The sequence below is a fragment of the Thermococcus sp. genome (genome assembly GCF_026988555.1).
GTDB lineage: Archaea > Methanobacteriota_B > Thermococci > Thermococcales > Thermococcaceae > Thermococcus.
This window is the reverse complement of record NZ_JALSLB010000039.1, coordinates 1-15,376: the sequence shown is the minus strand read 5'-3', so window position 1 is coordinate 15,376 and position 15,376 is coordinate 1. Positions and strand designations below refer to the sequence as shown.

Below are 15,376 nucleotides of genomic sequence, written 5' to 3'. Positions count from 1 at the left end.
TTTAGAGGCTGGAACACCAGTCATAGGCCTAAACGACTCCGGTGGTGCCAGAATTCAGGAGGGTGTTGACTCACTCAAGGGCTATGGCGACATCTTCAAGATGAACACCCTGCTGAGCGGTGTTGTTCCGCAGATTACGGCGATTATGGGTCCCTGCGCCGGTGGGGCTGTGTACAGCCCTGCAATAGGGGACTTCATCCTTATGGTGGACAACCCCGCAAGCTTCATGTTCATCACCGGCCCGCAGGTCGTTAAGGCCGTTACCGGAGTTGAGGTCACCCCAGTTCAACTCGGTGGTGCCATGGTTCATGCCCAGCGCGCCGGGCAGGCCCACCTAATCGGTAAGAGTGACGAGGAAGTTCTAGCCCTCATAAGGCGCCTTGTGGGCTACCTACCCTCCAACAACATGGAGAAGCCACCGCGCGTCAAGACCAACGACCCCCCCTTCAGGAAGACCGAGAACCTCTATTCCATCGTCCCGGATGACCCGAACAAAGGCTACGATGTGAGGCAGGTCATCTACGAGATAGTTGACAGGGACGAGAACGGCAACCTGGACTTCCTTGAGATCCTCCCGTACTTCGCCCCGAACGCGGTCGTCGGCTTCGGAAGGATGAACGGCCAGACCGTCGGTGTAGTCGCCAACAACCCGGTGCACTTCGCCGGCGTTCTCGACATAGACAGCTCCGACAAGATCGCCAGGTTCGTTAGAACCTGCGACGCATTCAACATCCCGATAGTCACCCTAGTTGACGTTCCGGGCTACCTGCCGGGAACCCAGCAGGAGTACGGTGGGATCATCAGACACGGGGCGAAGATACTCTACGCCTACGCCGAGGCGACCGTCCCGATGGTTACTGTGGTACTCAGGAAAGCTTACGGCGGTGCCTACCTTGCGATGGGCAGCAAACATCTGGGGGCGGACTTCGTCTTCGCCTGGCCGACCGCGGAGATAGCGGTCATGGGGCCGGAAGGAGCAGCGAACATCATCTTCAGAAAGGAGATTGCCGCGGCCGAGAACCCGGAGGAAGTCAGGCAGCAGAAGATAGCGGAGTACCGCGAGAAGTTCGCCAACCCGTACGTCGCAGCTTCGCGCGGCTACATAGATGACGTCATCGACCCGGCTGAGACGAGGACGAAGGTGATTATGGCGCTCGAGGCCATGGAGAGCAAGCGCGTCAAGCTACCGCCGAAGAAGCACGGCAACATTCCGCTGTGAGGTGTGAGCTATGATATCAATGAGCGAGTTCATGGATGGTCTGTGGATAACGGTCATCGGGGTAACCATAGTCTTCAGCATACTGGGGATACTGGCGGGCATCCTCTACTCCGTTGGATGGTTCGAGAGGAGGATGATCGAGCGGGAGGAATCTCTACCGGCTCCAAAGGTGGAAGCAACCCCCACAACAATAGAAAAGGAGAAGAAGGGAGTATCACCACGCGACCTTGCGGTTATAACCGCTGCGATAACGGCTTACACCGCCGAAAAAGCGGCCCAGTTAAGGCCACTGCCTTTTAAAAGGAAGGTCTCCGACGCATGGAGGCTCTACGGTCTACAGACTGGTATGGACGAGGTTGAGGACTTCAACTACGGAATTGGAGAGTGGTGAAGATGGCGAAGGTCAAGGTCACCGTCGATGGCGTTGAATACGAGGTTGAGGTTGAAGAGCTTGGATCCGGCCGCTTTAAAGTGGCCTTTGAGGACAAGGAGTACACGGTAGAGGCCAGGGGGCTTGGAATAGACGTGAGTGCCCTCAGTTCAGCGCACGCTGCCGTTCCAGCGGGTTCAAGTACTCCAAACGCTCCGACTCCAGCCGTTTCCGCTCCGGCCCCTGTTGTTCCGGTGGTTTCGGATTCGGTTCCCGTTGGGGAGGGGGCGGTCACCGCCCCAATGCCGGGTAAGATTCTGAGGATTCTTGTTAAGGAGGGCGAGCAGGTCAAAACCGGACAGGGCCTCCTAATCCTAGAAGCAATGAAAATGGAGAACGAAATCCCAGCACCAAAAAACGGGATTATTAAGAAAATCCTCGTCAAAGAAGGCGACACCGTCAACACAGGACAAACACTAATACAACTCGGGTGAGGGTACATGACATCGTTCATCGACTTCTTCAACACCATGGGAGTGCTCCACCTGACGGTGGGGAACATCGTGATGATCATCGTGGGGCTTACACTGGCGTATCTGGCGATTAAGTACAAGATGGAACCACTGTTGCTCCTACCAATCGGCATCACCGCGGTCCTTGTAAACCTCCCTATGAACGGCATCGCCAACTGTTCGACCGTTGGGGGACTGTGCTCCCAGCCGGGGCTACTGGACATCGTGTATCACTACCTCATCAAGACCGAGATAGTCCCGCTGCTCATATTCTTCGGCCTCGGGGCGATGACCGACTTCGGGCCGATGATTGCAGATCCCAAAACTGCACTCATGGGTGCCGCTGCCCAGATAGGCGTGTTCGTGGCAATGCTCACGGCACTGGCACTCGGCTTTAACCTCCATCAGGCGGCGAGCATAGGTATCATCGGCGGCGCCGACGGACCGACAACCATCTACCTCACCACGAAGCTTGCGCCGGAGATCCTAGCGGCAACTGCGGTGGCGGCCTACAGCTACATGAGTCTCGTGCCCCTCATACAGCCACCGATCATAAAAGCCCTGACGTCACCGGAGGAGAGAAGGATCCGCATGGAGCAGCTGAGGCCAGTATCGAAGAGGGAGAAGATACTCTTCCCGATCATCACCATGATCGTCATCGGCCTCCTTGTCCCCAGTGCGGCACCGCTGATAGGCATGCTGATGATCGGCAACCTCTTCAGGGAGAGCGGCGTCGTCGAAAGGCTCAGCAAAGCAGCTCAGGAGGAGCTTATGAACATAGTGACCATCTTCCTGGGCCTAGGCGTCGGTTCAACCATGCGCGCCGAGAGCTTCCTGACGGCACAGACACTTGAGATACTGGGCCTGGGGATAGTGGCCTTCTCCAGCGCCACCGCGGGAGGAGTGCTCTTCGGAAAGCTCATGATGAAACTCTCCGGAGGGAAGATAAACCCGATGATAGGCGCAGCAGGGGTTTCGGCGGTCCCGATGTCAGCAAGGGTCGTCCAGAAAATGGCCAGCGAGGAGGACCCCGGAAACTTCATCCTCATGCACGCAATGGGGCCGAACGTCGCCGGCGTTATCGGTACCGCCGTTGTTGCCGGTGTTTTCTTGGCTCTTCTGGGCTGACTTTAAGTTTTAACCTTTTTTCATGTTCCTGAGAAATGTTCGAGCATCCAAATGAAAACCTTAAATAGGGGAAAGGTGCTTTAACCTAAAAGCGGTGGTGAAAAATGCGAGTTAAAACTCTGATGACGGCAGATCCGGTTGTAATAGAACTTCCAGCTACGAGGGGCTACGCACTCGAACTCTTCAAGAGGTATAAGGTCAGGGCGTTTCCCGTTGTCCACAGGGACAGAGGGGCCCTCGTTGGGGTTATAAGTATCAAAAACGTTCTCCTGCATCCTGATGAGGATCAACTCGCAATGCTCGTGAGGAGGGATGTTCCTGTCGTTCACCCGGAGGATGACTTAAAAAAGGCCGTCCGAAAAATGCTCGAGATTGACTACCGCAGGGTTGTCGTGGTGGACTCCGAAGAAAAGGTCGCAGGCATACTCACAGTCGGGGACATAGTGCGCCGCTACCTTTCAAAAAACGAGAAACTAAAGGGGATCTCGGTCGAACCCTACTACCAGAAGAACGTCGGTGTAGTGTGGCAGGGGACCCCATTAAAAGCGGCCCTCAAGGCTCTGCTCCTGTGCAATGCCATGGCAATCCCTGTTATCGACGACGACGGAAGCCTCGTTGGGATGGTGGATGAGACCGACCTCCTGAAAGATGGGGAGGTAATAAGGGTTATGAAGAACAGCCCTCTGGCGGCACTGAGCGAGGAGGAGTGGATGCTGGAGAGCAACCCCACGCTGCTCTTTGAGAAGGCCGAACTCCAGCTCCCCAAAAAGCCAGTTGGTGACATAATGAACAGTGAGCTCATCGTTGCAACCCCCCACATGAGCGTCTACGATGTTGCTCAGAAGATGGTTCAGCACCGCATAGAACAGCTCCCCGTTATCAAAGGCGAAGGGGAGCTGATAGGAATAGTCAGGGACATGGATCTAATGAGGGTCCTCCTCGGAAAGTGACCTAACATCCTTTAATTTCAATTGTATCCAGGTGTTTTTCATGGACGTTAAGGTTTCAATTTTTGGGTTTGGGAACGTTGGAAGGGCCACGGCTAGGGTCCTGCTTGAAAAGGCGGGGTTTATCCGGCGAAGGTACGGACGGGAGTTTAAGGTAGTGAGCATAACAGACAGGAGCGGGACGCTCTGGATGCCGGAAGGAATAGATCTAAGGGAAGCGCTGGCGGTTAAGGAATCCCTCGGGAGAATCTCGGCATGGACGAACGATTACGAGATATACGATATGGGGCCGAAGGAAGCAGTCCGAGATGTGGAAGCTGACATCATTGTTGACGTCACAAACGAGATAAACGCCCACGAATGGCATCTCCTCGCACTCCGGGAGGGAAAAGCGGTTGTCACCAGCAACAAACCACCTCTGGCCTTTCACTACGGGGAACTAACCAAAGAAGCCGAGAGAAGGGACCTTCCGTACCTCTTCGAGGCCACTGTGATGGCGGGAACTCCGATAATAACCCTCCTCATGGAGGGTCTGCTGGGAGACTCCATCGAGAGAATTGAGGCTGTTCTTAACGCGACGACGACTTTCATCCTGAGCGAGATGGAGAGGGGGGCAACCTTTGAGGTTGCGCTCGAGAGGGCCCAAAAACTCGGGATAGCAGAGAGGAACCCCCGCGGCGACATACTCGGCATCGACGCTGGGTACAAGGCCACCATCCTTCACTGCATCACATTTGGACCGATGACCTTCGATAGGGCTGAGGTCAGGGGGATAGTTGAGGTTACAGAGGGGAAAATTAAGAGGGCGAGAAAGAGCGGAAAAACGGTAAGACTCGTTGCAACGGTGGAGGAGGGGGCGGTAACCGTTGAACCCCGGGAAGTGCCGCTTGGGGATCCACTTGCGGTTGAAAGCCACGAGAACGCGGCGATTATAACGACAGACCTGCTTGGCGAGCTGGTCATCAAGGGGGCTGGGGCGGGCCCGAATGAGACGGCAAGCGGCGTGGTAAGCGACATCGTGAAAGCTTCACGGAGTCTGAAGGGGTAATCCAAACTTTTTTAATCCACCCATCTTTTACATGGGCGGTGAAAGCATGGAGCACGTGATAGCGCTCCACCAGGTATACGCGGAGCTGATATTCCGGGGACTGAAGACGGTAGAGATCAGGAAAAGGAAGGTCTTCAACGAGGGTGATCTCGTCTTCCTCTACGTAGCGCGCGGCAACCCCTACGAATTGAGGGATACTCTCAGACGGCTCGGCCTCCACGGGGAGCAGACGCTAACGCAGAGGGGAACCATCGCTGGAGGCTTTGAGGTCGGGGAGGTCATCAGGGTAGACCTGGACACGCTCTGGGAGGTGGCAAAGGAGGCGAGCGGCCTAACTCTCGTCCACGGCGAGAACGGGAAAAAGTGGCTGAGCAATTACACTACCGACTACGGCTACGCATTCACCATAGAGAGGCCCTTCCTTTTCAGGGAACCTATGAGCAGGGAAGAGATGAGGGAGCGCTACGGGATCCGGATTGATGGCGTGATCCACCTGTCAGGAAAAACAAGGAAGCCTTGGGTGAGAACCTTAATCGAGGATTTGCTCGCGAGGGAGTATTTTCTACCCATGATTCTTCGGAGTGCTCTGTTTCCCAGGTTCAACTACCTTGTAGGGACCCAAACTCAGCCCTCTGATCTCCTCCTCCGTCAAAAGTCTGCTCTTGACCTTTTCGCCTATCAGCGCGCTGTTGCCGAGCGGGTCTGCTATCTTCACTGTAAGCGGCTTCTTTCCTTTCTTAACCTCTGCTATGTACTCCAGTATCTCGTCGGCCTTCTTGACAGCCTCCTCATCGCCCTCCTGTCTCCTGAATCCCCTTGCCATGAGGAGAGTCTCACGAACGCGCTCAAGGACACCCTCAACGTTACTGACGAAGCCCTCAGCAGCAGGACCTGGCTCTATCTTCACTCCAAGTTCTTCGAGCTCTATCGTGCCGCTCTTGCTCCTAACGACGCGTGTGAAAAGATCTTTCTCGTTCTCAACCCTGATCGTGTAGAGCTTGGGCGGTCTGTCTTCGAGCATCATGACGTCCGCGTTCCGGTAGCCGCACCTCTCGCAGATTATCGTGCTCTCCATGACCTTGCCGAAGTAGGGAATCTCGTGAATGTGCTGAATGACCTTGAGCGTGCCCTTTCCGCCGCATATGGGGCAGTCCCCAAGGGGGATGACTTGGATACCCTCCGCCTCTCCTGCATCAAACCTGGGTTTCTCACCTTCCACCATCATGCATCACCGAAGAAGGGAGAACCGCACCGTTTATAAACCCACTTGCGACCATGAAAAGGCCAAAAATGAAAGCCGTCACTTAGCTATCTTTATGTCCGAGGGCGTCAGAATAAGTTTGACCTCGTGCTTGCATATTTTAGCCGCGCTACCGCCCAGTGCGTTGACCATTCCCTTGATCTGCTCCGCAACCTTCGTGAGGATGTCCGGTTTAACCTCAAGGGGACTGAGGTCAACGAGGACTATGTTGCCGTTCTGGAGTTCCTCCGATATCCTCTCAAGGTCAGAGTAGCTGGTCACCACCACCTTTTTGAGGTAGCGGAACTGGGGCTTAACGAGCTCTTTAGCAAGAACATCCTCCTCAAGCGGTATAACATCTATGTCACGCCTGTGTGCCGCCGGTGCTTCTTTTTTAATGGCCTTCACTGGCGGCTTCCTGGCGGGCCTTTCCTCCTTCTTCTTAAGGCTGTCGAACAAACCCATGACGTTCCCCTCCAGTTAATCGTAAGGCTGGATTAGTTTGGTCATTGGTGTTTATATCTCTTTCTGAAGCTCACCAGAAATCATAGCAAGGGCACGAACATGGAAAACGTGGGGGGTTACCCCCCCTTAACTGCGGCAAGGATCCTTTCCCTTATACCTGAGGAAGCTTTTACGGCGACGTCTATGGCGTACATGACCTCTTCAAGCTTGAAAGACCCACCATTGCCCTTCTGGACGGAGGATATCATTCCGTTCTCGTCAGTAGTCACCGTTAACCTCCCGTCCATGACGCGCTCTTCATCAAGGCTGGGGTCCACGAGCATGTTGGCCCCTATCTTCGCGAACGTGACTGGCACGGGCACTCTCTTAACAGGGAGGGGCTCGTATTCATCAAGAACCTGGACTTCCCCTGTTTCCTCGTTGTACTCGACCTTTGGGATCTTGGTGCTTAGAAGGGCCGCTATCGCCCCTATGCCGCTGGCGTCGAGGAGGTTGCCGTCGTGGTCAAGGACGTGGACGTCAACAAACACAACCCGCACCAGCTTGCCAGGAACTATGACAAGATTCTCCAGTTCAACGGCCTGGCTCTCCCTGATGCCCCTATCAACCACGCGCGCGAGTTCAATAGCATTTTCATCCGGAGGGCCGGGTTCAAAGCCTGGGGAGGCCAGAGGAACCAGCTCCACGTTCGTTGTTATGACCCCCCTATCCGGAAGGTCCGGGAACGGCTCCCCAACGTCAACTTTAACCCCAACAAGAACCTGTGTGTTGCCGAGCTTCACCCAGGCGGAGCCCTCCGCCTTCTGTATGACCCCTGTCCTCACCTCAAGATCGCGATATTCCCCCAGACCACGACCGTCAACGCGCTTGCCCTCTTTAAGCAGTGCAAGTATGTGGTCGCGCATTATACTTGCCATAACTTCCCCATCACTCATTTCCGGCCACCTCCTGGGCAACGGCTAAGTACTTCTCCCTGAGGGCTTCCCTCTGCTTCTGATACACCGCCTTTGCACCCTTGATCGCGAGCCTTACCGCCTCCACGAATTCTTCCTTGGTGAGGTACCCATCCATCTGGAGAAGGGTTATGTCGTTCTTCAGGGGCATTATTGCGACCGGGATATCCGATTCACCGTAGTTGTCCTCGTCCTTGTTGAGGTCAAGGACTATCTGACCATCTATCTTCCCCGCCGCGCACGCCGCGACCAGGTCCCTCATAGGGATTCCGGCGTCCGCCAGCGCAAGGGATGCAGCGGTTATCCCTGCCACGCGGGTACCCGCATCTGCCTGCAGAACCTCAATAAATACATCTATGGAGGTTCTGGGGAACATTTCAAGGATGAGGGCCGGTTCAAGGGCACCCCTAATGACCTTACTTATCTCAACACTCCTCCTGTCAGGACCGGGTTTCTTCCTCTCCTCAACGCTGAAGGGGGCCATGTTGTACCTCACACGGAGTATAGCTTTGTCCGGCCTCTGAAGGTGCTTCGGGTGAATTTCCCTCGGTCCGTAAACAGCGGCAAGAACCTTGTTCTTACCCCACTCAACGTACGCAGACCCATCAGCGTTCTTCAGAACGTTTACCTCCATCTTGATGGGCCTGAGTTCGTACTTCTTCCTGCCATCAACCCTTCTACCGTTCTCGTCTATGAGCTTTAACCCTTCAGGTCTACCCATCATGTCTCTTCACCCTCTTTCTCGTTTCCTTCATCAAGCTGCGGTATCTCCTCAACAATTCCCCCTTCCTTAAGCTCCCTGAGCCTTGATAGTAAAAACTCCTTGACCCTGTCCGTCAGTCCCTGGGTGTGGCTCTCGCGTTCGACCTTCAAAACTGCTTCTATAGCAAGTTTTTCGAGCTCTTCATTCCTTCCGCTGACCCAGACCCAGCCGTTCTGACCGACTATTATCCTGGTCCCCGTCAGCTTCTTGATCATGTTGATCATTGAACCCCCTTTTCCGATGAGGCGGGGAACCTTGTACGGAGTTATCTTCACGATTTGACCTCCCCTAAGTGGCCCTCCCCTGAAGGGCATCCCTCTAGTCGTCAGGTCAATCTGGTTTATCTCGTTGTAGGCCTTTATCTTGGCATAGATTACATCGCCTATATCGAATATCCTCCTGAGGTCCGTCTTAACCACGTCTATGCGTTCCTCGGTGGCGTCCTGAACGCGCAGGTTAGCCTCGTAGGGGGCGCCTATGCCAACGCTCCAGTTGGAGAACCTGACGTCCACGATCTTTCCTATCACGTTATCCCCCACTTCAGGTATGTACGGCCCCTCAAGGGGTATAACACGTATGGCGTCGTTCCGTATCTCAACCAGGCCCACCACGGTTGAGTACACCCTGTTTCCTTCCTTAAACGTCCCTCTTCCGTTCTTAAATGGGCCCTGGGCCAGCAGGGTTCCTGGAACCACCAGTTCCCGGGGTTTTACAAAAATCCGTCTCATAGTCCCTTCCTCTCTATAAGTTTGGTTAAAGCGGCGCCCTTGGTAAGGGCGTTAAGCTTCTCATAAAATTCCTCCTCAATCCCACCTGGAATCTCTATGGTGAACATCCAGGAGCCGTCGTTGGTCCATTCCTCGCGCTTGACAGTCCCAAATTTTCGTACTTCGCCGTAGGCCTTTCCCACGTAGTCGCTTGGAACCTTGACGGCGATAACCTTCATCTCCATCTTGATCGGCAGTATGGGGCGCAGGGCTTTGATGATACCAGGTATCTGAGCGTCGACGTCCTTGAAGAGATCAACGTGAACGCCGGCCTCATCCATTGCCTTGAGGATCCTCTCCACTGGGTGAGGAAACCCCGTCCTCGGATCCACTGCGTGCCTGTGTATAACGGTTGCGATGTACCTCCGTTTCTCCTCAAGCATCTGCTTCCTCTGCTCCTGGGTCAGCTGAACCTCGCCCTTGAGAAGTATCGTTCTGGCGACCTCGTAAGGATCGCTGGTCCCGAAGATCTTCTCCATCTCGTGCTCACTGGCCTTGTCTCCCTTGTGTGCGTCCTTAAAAACGTAGGGTGTGGCAAGGATCTCCTCTATGGGGATCTCCCTGCCCTCTTTAAAGTCCTTTGCAAGGTACGGGTCGACCATTATCTCAAAAACTTCCCCGTGCGTCCTTAACCGTGCGATCACTGCCTTGTCGATGCTTATCGGCACAGTCACCACCTCAGTAGTTCTGGTCGAGCTCGGAGTAGTCCTCGGACTTCTCCTCAACTTCCTCTTCCTTGAGCTCCTTGAGGACCTCACCAAGGTACTCTTTGACCTTATCCTTGGGAAGTTTCTTCCACTGCTTCTCCTTCGTTGTTATGTACGCGACCTCTATGCCCTCAGCGCTCGGCTCCTCAATAGTCTTGGCCAGTGCAAGAATGGCGAGCTTTGCAGCCCCTTCTAGGTCAATATCATCGGAGTAGTGCTCTTCAAATATCGCCATGGCTGTGTTTCTGCCGCTGCCTATAGCGACCGCCTTCCATTCAAAGTACGCTCCACTGGGGTCCGTTTCGTAGAGCTCAGGTCTCTCGTTTACGCCCGCCATCAGAAGGGCAGCTCCAAAGGGTCTAACACCCCCGTACTGGGTGTGGGCCTGCTTGAGGTCGCAGATCTTCTTCACGAGAACGTTGAGTGGAACCGGCTCCCCGTAGGTCAGGCGGTAAACCTGAGCCTCAACCCTGGCCCTGTCAACGAGAACGCGGGCGTCGGCTATTATACCGCTTGGGGCGGCGGCTATGTGATCGTCTATCTGAAAGATCTTTTCGTAGCTGCTCGGCTCAATCAACTTGCTCGTTATCCTCTTCTCAACCGCGAGCACCACACCGTCCGCCCATTTAACACCAACGGCAGTGGCGCCGCGTTTTACCGCTTCCCTTGCGTAGTTTACCTGGAAAAGCCTTCCATCAGGGCTGAAAACCGTAATAGCCCTGTCGTAACCTGCCTGTGGTGGTACAAACGCCATTTTACATCACCTCTTCGGTATCGCAATATCTCCTACTCTCCAGGCATATTTCTCGAACCGTCTAATTAAGCTTTTCTGTTCACCTCCCGCCCTTCATGGCAAGTAAGGAAAGCCTCTGTGCAGTCCTTCTGGCCAGCTCCAGGGGCACAAAGGCAATGAGGAAAAGCAGCGCCCCCACCACCAGCGAAACGTTACCCAGGGGCTTCAGTATCAGCAGCCCAAAAGCCAGAAGGAGCAACAGCAGTCCGACAAGCATGAGTTTCCTGTACAGCCTCTGAAGTCCTTCAAGCTCTCCCATGTGCTCACCCAGAGTTTTTAAAGGAAACGAAGTTTTAAGCCTTTGGTGCGGGAGATGAAATGTCCGTTCTGCAACCCAGACAAGTGTGCGATCCTCTACGAGGATGGGCTGATAAGGATACTGATGGATTCCTACCCCGCAAACAGGGGGCATCTGCTGGTAGTTCCAGTGAAGCACACCGAAGGAGGGGAGGGACTAGAGGAAGAAGAGAAGCTGGCCCTGCTTAGAGGAACAGAGCTCGCCATGGAGAAGATAAAGGAAGTCCTGAGTCCCGACGCGTTCAACGTTGGGATTAATCTTGGAGAAGCGGCCGGCCAGACGGTTCATCACCTGCACATCCACGTGATACCGAGGTGGAAGGGAGATTGCAGGCATCCACGTGGGGGGATTAGGAAAGCCGTTCTGGACCTAGAAGATGAAAATCTCAGCATGAAGGAGAGGTGGGAACGGAATAGAATGAGCGAGGAAGAGGCGGGGCAACTCAGGAAGGCATTTTGGACTAATCTTTCGTTGCTGGATTAAGGACTCGCTATAAACGCCGCTCCTCCTGGATTAACCTTATCGTGGCTATGGAACCGGGCATTTTTACAAGGACGCTGTTATTCTCCACTTTCAGCCCTTCTACATCGCGCTCCCGGGCATCGCAAAGGAAAGCCTTTGCCACGCCGAAGCTGGGCGTTATTTTAACCGTTTTTTCCGGGACAAAGGGTGCATACAGCCTGACTATTACCCCGTCTCCCCGTGAAGCCGGTTTTACTGCCACAACTTCAACATCTGAAGGGTCTGCTTCCACCACCGAATCGGCGATTTTGAGCAAATCCTCCTCTTCAGCGTCCCTCCATGGCGTGGACAAGTTCTTCGCCAAGACGTGAATTTTGTTCTCCCTCCAGTCGCCACGTTTTGTGAAAAGAACCGCGTATTCGTACTCGTACCTCTCATGTTTGTGGGCACTAACTGGGTTTCCGGGGATGCCGAGGATCCCGAAAGCCCTCTCCCGGGCGGCGCTCCTCATCGCCACAAGTTCAATTTTTCCCTCGGGGCTGTAAGAGATCGCACCCGGAAAAGGCTGAAGGATGGCGATTCCGTGCCCGGTTGAGTCGTCCCGTATGTGGGCAAAACGATGGAGTGGCCAGAAGGTGGGACTGTAGATTTTCCCCCAGGGGCGATCCACGACTCCGCCGGGGGCGTGCATTGAAATCCTCTCCGAGGATACCGTCGTCGTGAAGCGGACGGTCAGGGAGTAGCCTTCCCTAATCTTCCCCTCAACGCGGAAGTAAATCAGGGGAGAATCGTTTTCTATCCACACTCCCCTTAAAATCTCCTCGCCGTTGAGTTGAGTAGAGCTCAGGACTTCAACTGCGCCATCGTGCTCAACAACCTCAACCTTTACCCTGTTGTTGCTGGCCTTCATGGACTCTTTCCATACTCCTCCGAGGAATTCGTACCCCATCCTCCACAGGCCGCCTGAATCGCGGTAGCTTACGAGGTCATTTGAGGCGCCTGTTAAGAGGGGAACACCATCCTTGAACCTGAGGTCGGTGATGGCGCCGCCGCGGGACTCGTCGGTTTCGATTCTGTAATGGGCCGTTTCGATGAGGATTTTATCTCCATCTCTGAACCATTTGGGGGGAGATAAGCCGTTATCTTTGTGTTCTTTTTTCAGGGGCGGCGTGAGGTTCTCGATAACTTCATCGGCCGTCTTTATCACCCGCTCAAGGCAGGGGATCTGCTCCCCCTCGACCACTCTATCCGTGGAAGTTCCGGTGATGAAATCGTGGTGGTTGGAAACCGCCGCACACCACCAGGGTTCTTCAAGCTCCTGCAGGATTCTTTTCTCTGCGCCGCGGTTTTCCGGGAGAAAGGCAAGTTTTTCCGCGAGGAGGAGCTTTTCAAGGAGAAGGTAGCAGCGCTTCTTGAGCTTTGGTCTCGATGTGTAGAACCCGGTCCAGTACGGGTTGGGATCGAGTTCCAAAACCGGGAGCCGTTCCCTGTAGTTCTCAACAAGCGCGAGGTAATCGTCAAGGCCAGCATTCACAACCCATATTCCCGTTTTGGGGTAATATTCCCTGTTATAGAGGTCGAGCAGAGAAATTAAATCCGGGATGGGTTCAACAAAATCAAAGCCTATGGGACAGAGCATGTAAGGGGTTCGGCTGAAGGGAGAAAGGGCTTTGACGTATTGGTGGATTCTCCGCGCTATGTGCCAGCCGGTTCGCAGGGAGATCGCCAGTCTCGCAAGGTAGACGCGGCTTATTCCAAGGTAGGCGAGCATATCTCCCTGGCCATAGGTGAAGGCGTTCCAGTGGGCTAAGACTTCCCCTCCGTTTTTGTCACGCCACACGAAGTCGAGACTCCTTTCTTTTTTGAGGAGCAGTTCCGCGCTGGAGCCGGGGCGGGGAAAGCGCCATTTTGGTTCAAGGTCGCATCCCGGAAAGTACATCCCGTCCAGGCGCGTGATGGCTGTGCGGTCGAATCCGGCGGCGTTAAGGATAGAGGGAAGAAATGGGGACGCACCAAAACTGTCCGGGAAATAGGCGAGTTTGGGCTCCCGGGCAATGCCGTTCGAGCGAAGCCACTCCTGTCCTATCAGCATGTCCCTCAAAATAGCTTCCACCCTTGGAAGAATCGTATCTGCAGAGGTGACTGCGCTGCTCATGAGGCGAAGGCGCCCCTCGTTAATGAGGTCTCTAATGATGTCTCTCTTTTCCGGGTTGCAGTCCCAGTACATCTTCAAAAAGAAGACGTTCTCGACCGAGTAAATCCGACGGGGCTCTTTCTGGAACTCGCCTACTGCCATGTCAAGGTTCTTCTGAACGAACCTTTTGAAGTACTCCTTCGATGTATAAAGCCAGTTTGGGTCCCAGTGGCTCGATTCAGTGAAGATCAGAACCTTCTCCGCGTCATCGGGTATGTCAAGTCTCCTGCGGAGCTCCTTTTCCGAGGCCATGGTTATCCCCTACCAACTCCGAAAGAGCATCCAATCCCCGACTTTTATTATTTTTCTGGATACTTCCCCTCGTTCTTCCTTAGCTTCCTCTCAACTGCTCTGCCAGCGTCTATGCCCAGTTCGTGGGCGAGGAGGGTTAGGTAAATCACGACGTCGGCTATTTCGTCCGCTATGGCTTCCTTCTTGGCCGGGTTCTTCACGGCCTCAAGTATCTCCCCATCACTTTCCCACTGGAAGTGCTCAAGGAGTTCCCCCAGCTCGACAGCGGCAGAGATGGCAAGGTTTTTGGAGGTGTGATACTTCGCCCAGTCCCGTGCGTTTCGAAAGGCAACAACCCTCTCCTCAAGCTCCCGGAAGTCCATGTAACCACCTCAGTAGGCGTGTGCATCGACTTTCCTAAGAAGTTCAAGGAGCCTCAAAAACTCCTCAAGCTCCTCCTTAGAGAAGTGTTCCTCGGCTTCGTCCTCAGGATCGAACCTTGCCAGAGAGTTCCTGGTCTTGAGGAGGTCCTCCATGTCCTCCTGAAGCTCCATAGCCCTCTGAGTGAACTCATAGCTGGTGTACGGACTCTCCATCGCACGGGTCTGGTTGGACACGATGGCTATCTTGAGGTTCGCCAGGGTCTCATCAATAAGCCCGAGGAGTTCCCTTATCTTCAACGGTACCACCCCATGGTATGTACGTTCTTACCCTTAAAACCCCTTCCAACGAAACTTTTTTATGGAGCAAAGTAAAAAAAAAGAATGGGTGAATGTATGGACTTCAGTCTCTTCATGGAGAGGTACGGGTACAAGGCCCTGCTCGCCATTGGCATACTGATAGTGGGCGGTGTGGTGGCTTTTCCAGTTATAGGACTGATCCTGACGTTCAGACGGTTCGGTGTATATTTTGGGGCCGGGGTTCTCGTGCTGACGCTCTACTTCATGTTGATAAACCGCAAGACCCTCGACGCCTACGGGAAGGCCCAGGGAAAGTACTTCTACGACCCCAAATACGGCAAGAAACCGTAGGTCCTAATCGAAAAATCTTCAGTTTTCAGGCAGCTCTTTTGAAGGTAGCGTTTTAACCCCAGAGCTCAACTAAGGGCGGTGAAGATCATGGAAGCCATAAACGATGAAGGCGTCAACACGTTCCCTGGCAAGCCCGAACGGAGAAAAAAGCTCCTTTTAATGGGCAATGAGGCAACAGCATACGGAGCCCTTGAGAGCGGCGTCGCCTTCGCCACTGGTTACCCTGGAACGCCATCGACCGAGGTTAT

At 54.2% G+C, this 15,376-nt stretch carries 19 protein-coding genes and 1 pseudogene; 9 read left to right on the top strand and 11 right to left on the bottom strand.

From position 1 onward, the window contains the following. The 7 genes and pseudogenes from MVK60_RS05880 to MVK60_RS05850 all read left to right on the top strand — a co-directional run. Window positions 1-1,219: carboxyl transferase domain-containing protein (locus MVK60_RS05880; protein WP_297437431.1), on the top strand; the 1,219-nt coding region annotated here is incomplete at its 5' end. A gap of 19 nt (window positions 1,220-1,238) precedes the next feature. Then, the gene (locus tag MVK60_RS05875) at window positions 1,239-1,610 is read left to right on the top strand and encodes an OadG family protein (protein ID WP_297437441.1); all 372 of its coding nucleotides are present in this window, start codon (window positions 1,239-1,241) and stop codon (window positions 1,608-1,610) included. 2 nt (window positions 1,611-1,612) lie between these two features. Next, complete coding sequence (locus MVK60_RS05870; RefSeq protein ID WP_297437439.1) at window positions 1,613-2,083, top strand: acetyl-CoA carboxylase biotin carboxyl carrier protein subunit; 471 nt, start codon at window positions 1,613-1,615, stop codon at window positions 2,081-2,083. A gap of 6 nt (window positions 2,084-2,089) precedes the next feature. Further along, complete coding sequence (locus MVK60_RS05865; RefSeq protein ID WP_297437429.1) at window positions 2,090-3,229, top strand: sodium ion-translocating decarboxylase subunit beta; 1,140 nt, start codon at window positions 2,090-2,092, stop codon at window positions 3,227-3,229. A 104-nt stretch (window positions 3,230-3,333) separates the two neighbouring features. Further along, entirely contained in the window at window positions 3,334-4,179 is an 846-nt protein-coding gene (locus MVK60_RS05860; protein ID WP_297437427.1) for a CBS domain-containing protein, read from the top strand. Between the two features lie 40 nt (window positions 4,180-4,219). Beyond that, a complete protein-coding gene (locus MVK60_RS05855) occupies window positions 4,220-5,224 on the top strand; it encodes a homoserine dehydrogenase (protein ID WP_297437425.1) in 1,005 nt (334 codons plus the stop codon). Window positions 5,225-5,270: 46 nt separating this feature from the next. After that, window positions 5,271-5,789, top strand: a pseudogene (locus tag MVK60_RS05850) (ASCH domain-containing protein); the annotation flags it as partial. On the opposite strand, the gene MVK60_RS05845 reads toward MVK60_RS05850, so the two are convergent. From MVK60_RS05845 to MVK60_RS05810, 8 genes are all read right to left on the bottom strand, one after another. Further along, window positions 5,787-6,446: a ZPR1 zinc finger domain-containing protein gene (locus tag MVK60_RS05845; RefSeq protein WP_297437423.1), complete on the bottom strand. Its 660-nt coding sequence runs from the start codon at window positions 6,444-6,446 to the stop codon at window positions 5,787-5,789. The pseudogene MVK60_RS05850 and the gene MVK60_RS05845 overlap by 3 nt on opposite strands. Window positions 6,447-6,524: 78 nt before the next feature. Beyond that, the gene (locus MVK60_RS05840) at window positions 6,525-6,929 is read right to left on the bottom strand and encodes a cell division protein SepF (protein ID WP_297437421.1); all 405 of its coding nucleotides are present in this window, start codon (window positions 6,927-6,929) and stop codon (window positions 6,525-6,527) included. A gap of 116 nt (window positions 6,930-7,045) precedes the next feature. Beyond that, complete coding sequence (gene rrp42, locus MVK60_RS05835; protein WP_297437419.1) at window positions 7,046-7,864, bottom strand: exosome complex protein Rrp42; 819 nt, start codon at window positions 7,862-7,864, stop codon at window positions 7,046-7,048. Beyond that, window positions 7,857-8,606, bottom strand: coding sequence for an exosome complex exonuclease Rrp41 (rrp41, locus tag MVK60_RS05830; protein WP_297437417.1), 750 nt, complete (start codon window positions 8,604-8,606; stop codon window positions 7,857-7,859). The genes rrp42 and rrp41 overlap by 8 nt, the downstream gene beginning before the upstream one ends. Continuing rightward, the gene (gene rrp4, locus MVK60_RS05825; RefSeq protein ID WP_297437414.1) at window positions 8,603-9,373 is read right to left on the bottom strand and encodes an exosome complex RNA-binding protein Rrp4; all 771 of its coding nucleotides are present in this window, start codon (window positions 9,371-9,373) and stop codon (window positions 8,603-8,605) included. The genes rrp41 and rrp4 overlap by 4 nt, the downstream gene beginning before the upstream one ends. After that, on the bottom strand, window positions 9,370-10,080 hold the full coding sequence (locus MVK60_RS05820) for a ribosome assembly factor SBDS (protein WP_297437437.1): 711 nt from the start codon (window positions 10,078-10,080) through the stop codon (window positions 9,370-9,372). Before MVK60_RS05820 ends, rrp4 begins: the two co-directional genes overlap by 4 nt. Before the next feature lie 10 nt (window positions 10,081-10,090). Further along, a complete protein-coding gene (gene psmA / locus MVK60_RS05815; protein ID WP_297437412.1) occupies window positions 10,091-10,873 on the bottom strand; it encodes an archaeal proteasome endopeptidase complex subunit alpha in 783 nt (260 codons plus the stop codon). A 79-nt stretch (window positions 10,874-10,952) separates the two neighbouring features. Further along, entirely contained in the window at window positions 10,953-11,171 is a 219-nt protein-coding gene (locus MVK60_RS05810; protein ID WP_297437409.1) for a hypothetical protein, read from the bottom strand. A 54-nt stretch (window positions 11,172-11,225) separates the two neighbouring features. Between MVK60_RS05810 and MVK60_RS05805 the strand changes: the two genes are divergently transcribed. Beyond that, window positions 11,226-11,693 carry an HIT family protein gene (locus MVK60_RS05805; protein ID WP_297437435.1) on the top strand — a complete coding sequence of 156 codons (468 nt, stop codon included), beginning with the start codon at window positions 11,226-11,228 and terminating at the stop codon, window positions 11,691-11,693. Window positions 11,694-11,700: 7 nt separating this feature from the next. Here MVK60_RS05805 and MVK60_RS05800 read toward each other — a convergent pair whose 3' ends face one another. The 3 genes from MVK60_RS05800 to MVK60_RS05790 are packed head-to-tail and all read right to left on the bottom strand — an operon-like array spanning window position 11,701 to window position 14,786. Next, a complete protein-coding gene (locus tag MVK60_RS05800) occupies window positions 11,701-14,118 on the bottom strand; it encodes a glycoside hydrolase family 38 C-terminal domain-containing protein (RefSeq protein ID WP_297437407.1) in 2,418 nt (805 codons plus the stop codon). 47 nt (window positions 14,119-14,165) lie between these two features. Next, window positions 14,166-14,480, bottom strand: a complete 315-nt coding sequence (locus MVK60_RS05795) for a nucleotide pyrophosphohydrolase (RefSeq protein ID WP_297437405.1) — start codon at window positions 14,478-14,480, stop codon at window positions 14,166-14,168. A 9-nt stretch (window positions 14,481-14,489) separates the two neighbouring features. Further along, window positions 14,490-14,786, bottom strand: coding sequence for a hypothetical protein (locus MVK60_RS05790; protein WP_367270856.1), 297 nt, complete (start codon window positions 14,784-14,786; stop codon window positions 14,490-14,492). Window positions 14,787-14,861: 75 nt separating this feature from the next. Here MVK60_RS05790 and MVK60_RS05785 point away from each other — a divergent pair, with 75 nt between their 5' ends. Then, the gene (locus MVK60_RS05785) at window positions 14,862-15,128 is read left to right on the top strand and encodes a hypothetical protein (protein WP_297437403.1); all 267 of its coding nucleotides are present in this window, start codon (window positions 14,862-14,864) and stop codon (window positions 15,126-15,128) included. Window positions 15,129-15,376: the final 248 nt, after the last annotated feature.

Excerpts from the sequence above, each read along its gene's own strand:
- MVK60_RS05875 (WP_297437441.1), top strand. The coding sequence starts at position 1,239 with ATGAGCGAGTTCATGGATGGTCTGTGGATAACGGTCATCGGGGTAACC.
- MVK60_RS05870 (WP_297437439.1), top strand. The coding sequence starts at position 1,613 with ATGGCGAAGGTCAAGGTCACCGTCGATGGCGTTGAATACGAGGTTGAG.
- MVK60_RS05865 (WP_297437429.1), top strand. The coding sequence starts at position 2,090 with ATGACATCGTTCATCGACTTCTTCAACACCATGGGAGTGCTCCACCTG.
- MVK60_RS05860 (WP_297437427.1), top strand. The coding sequence starts at position 3,334 with ATGCGAGTTAAAACTCTGATGACGGCAGATCCGGTTGTAATAGAACTT.
- MVK60_RS05855 (WP_297437425.1), top strand. The coding sequence starts at position 4,220 with ATGGACGTTAAGGTTTCAATTTTTGGGTTTGGGAACGTTGGAAGGGCC.
- MVK60_RS05845 (WP_297437423.1), bottom strand. The coding sequence starts at position 6,446 with ATGGTGGAAGGTGAGAAACCCAGGTTTGATGCAGGAGAGGCGGAGGGT.
- MVK60_RS05840 (WP_297437421.1), bottom strand. The coding sequence starts at position 6,929 with ATGGGTTTGTTCGACAGCCTTAAGAAGAAGGAGGAAAGGCCCGCCAGG.
- rrp42 (WP_297437419.1), bottom strand. The coding sequence starts at position 7,864 with ATGAGTGATGGGGAAGTTATGGCAAGTATAATGCGCGACCACATACTT.
- rrp41 (WP_297437417.1), bottom strand. The coding sequence starts at position 8,606 with ATGATGGGTAGACCTGAAGGGTTAAAGCTCATAGACGAGAACGGTAGA.
- rrp4 (WP_297437414.1), bottom strand. The coding sequence starts at position 9,373 with ATGAGACGGATTTTTGTAAAACCCCGGGAACTGGTGGTTCCAGGAACC.
- psmA (WP_297437412.1), bottom strand. The coding sequence starts at position 10,873 with ATGGCGTTTGTACCACCACAGGCAGGTTACGACAGGGCTATTACGGTT.
- MVK60_RS05810 (WP_297437409.1), bottom strand. The coding sequence starts at position 11,171 with ATGGGAGAGCTTGAAGGACTTCAGAGGCTGTACAGGAAACTCATGCTT.
- MVK60_RS05805 (WP_297437435.1), top strand. The coding sequence starts at position 11,226 with ATGAAATGTCCGTTCTGCAACCCAGACAAGTGTGCGATCCTCTACGAG.
- MVK60_RS05800 (WP_297437407.1), bottom strand. The coding sequence starts at position 14,118 with ATGGCCTCGGAAAAGGAGCTCCGCAGGAGACTTGACATACCCGATGAC.
- MVK60_RS05795 (WP_297437405.1), bottom strand. The coding sequence starts at position 14,480 with ATGGACTTCCGGGAGCTTGAGGAGAGGGTTGTTGCCTTTCGAAACGCA.
- MVK60_RS05785 (WP_297437403.1), top strand. The coding sequence starts at position 14,862 with ATGGGTGAATGTATGGACTTCAGTCTCTTCATGGAGAGGTACGGGTAC.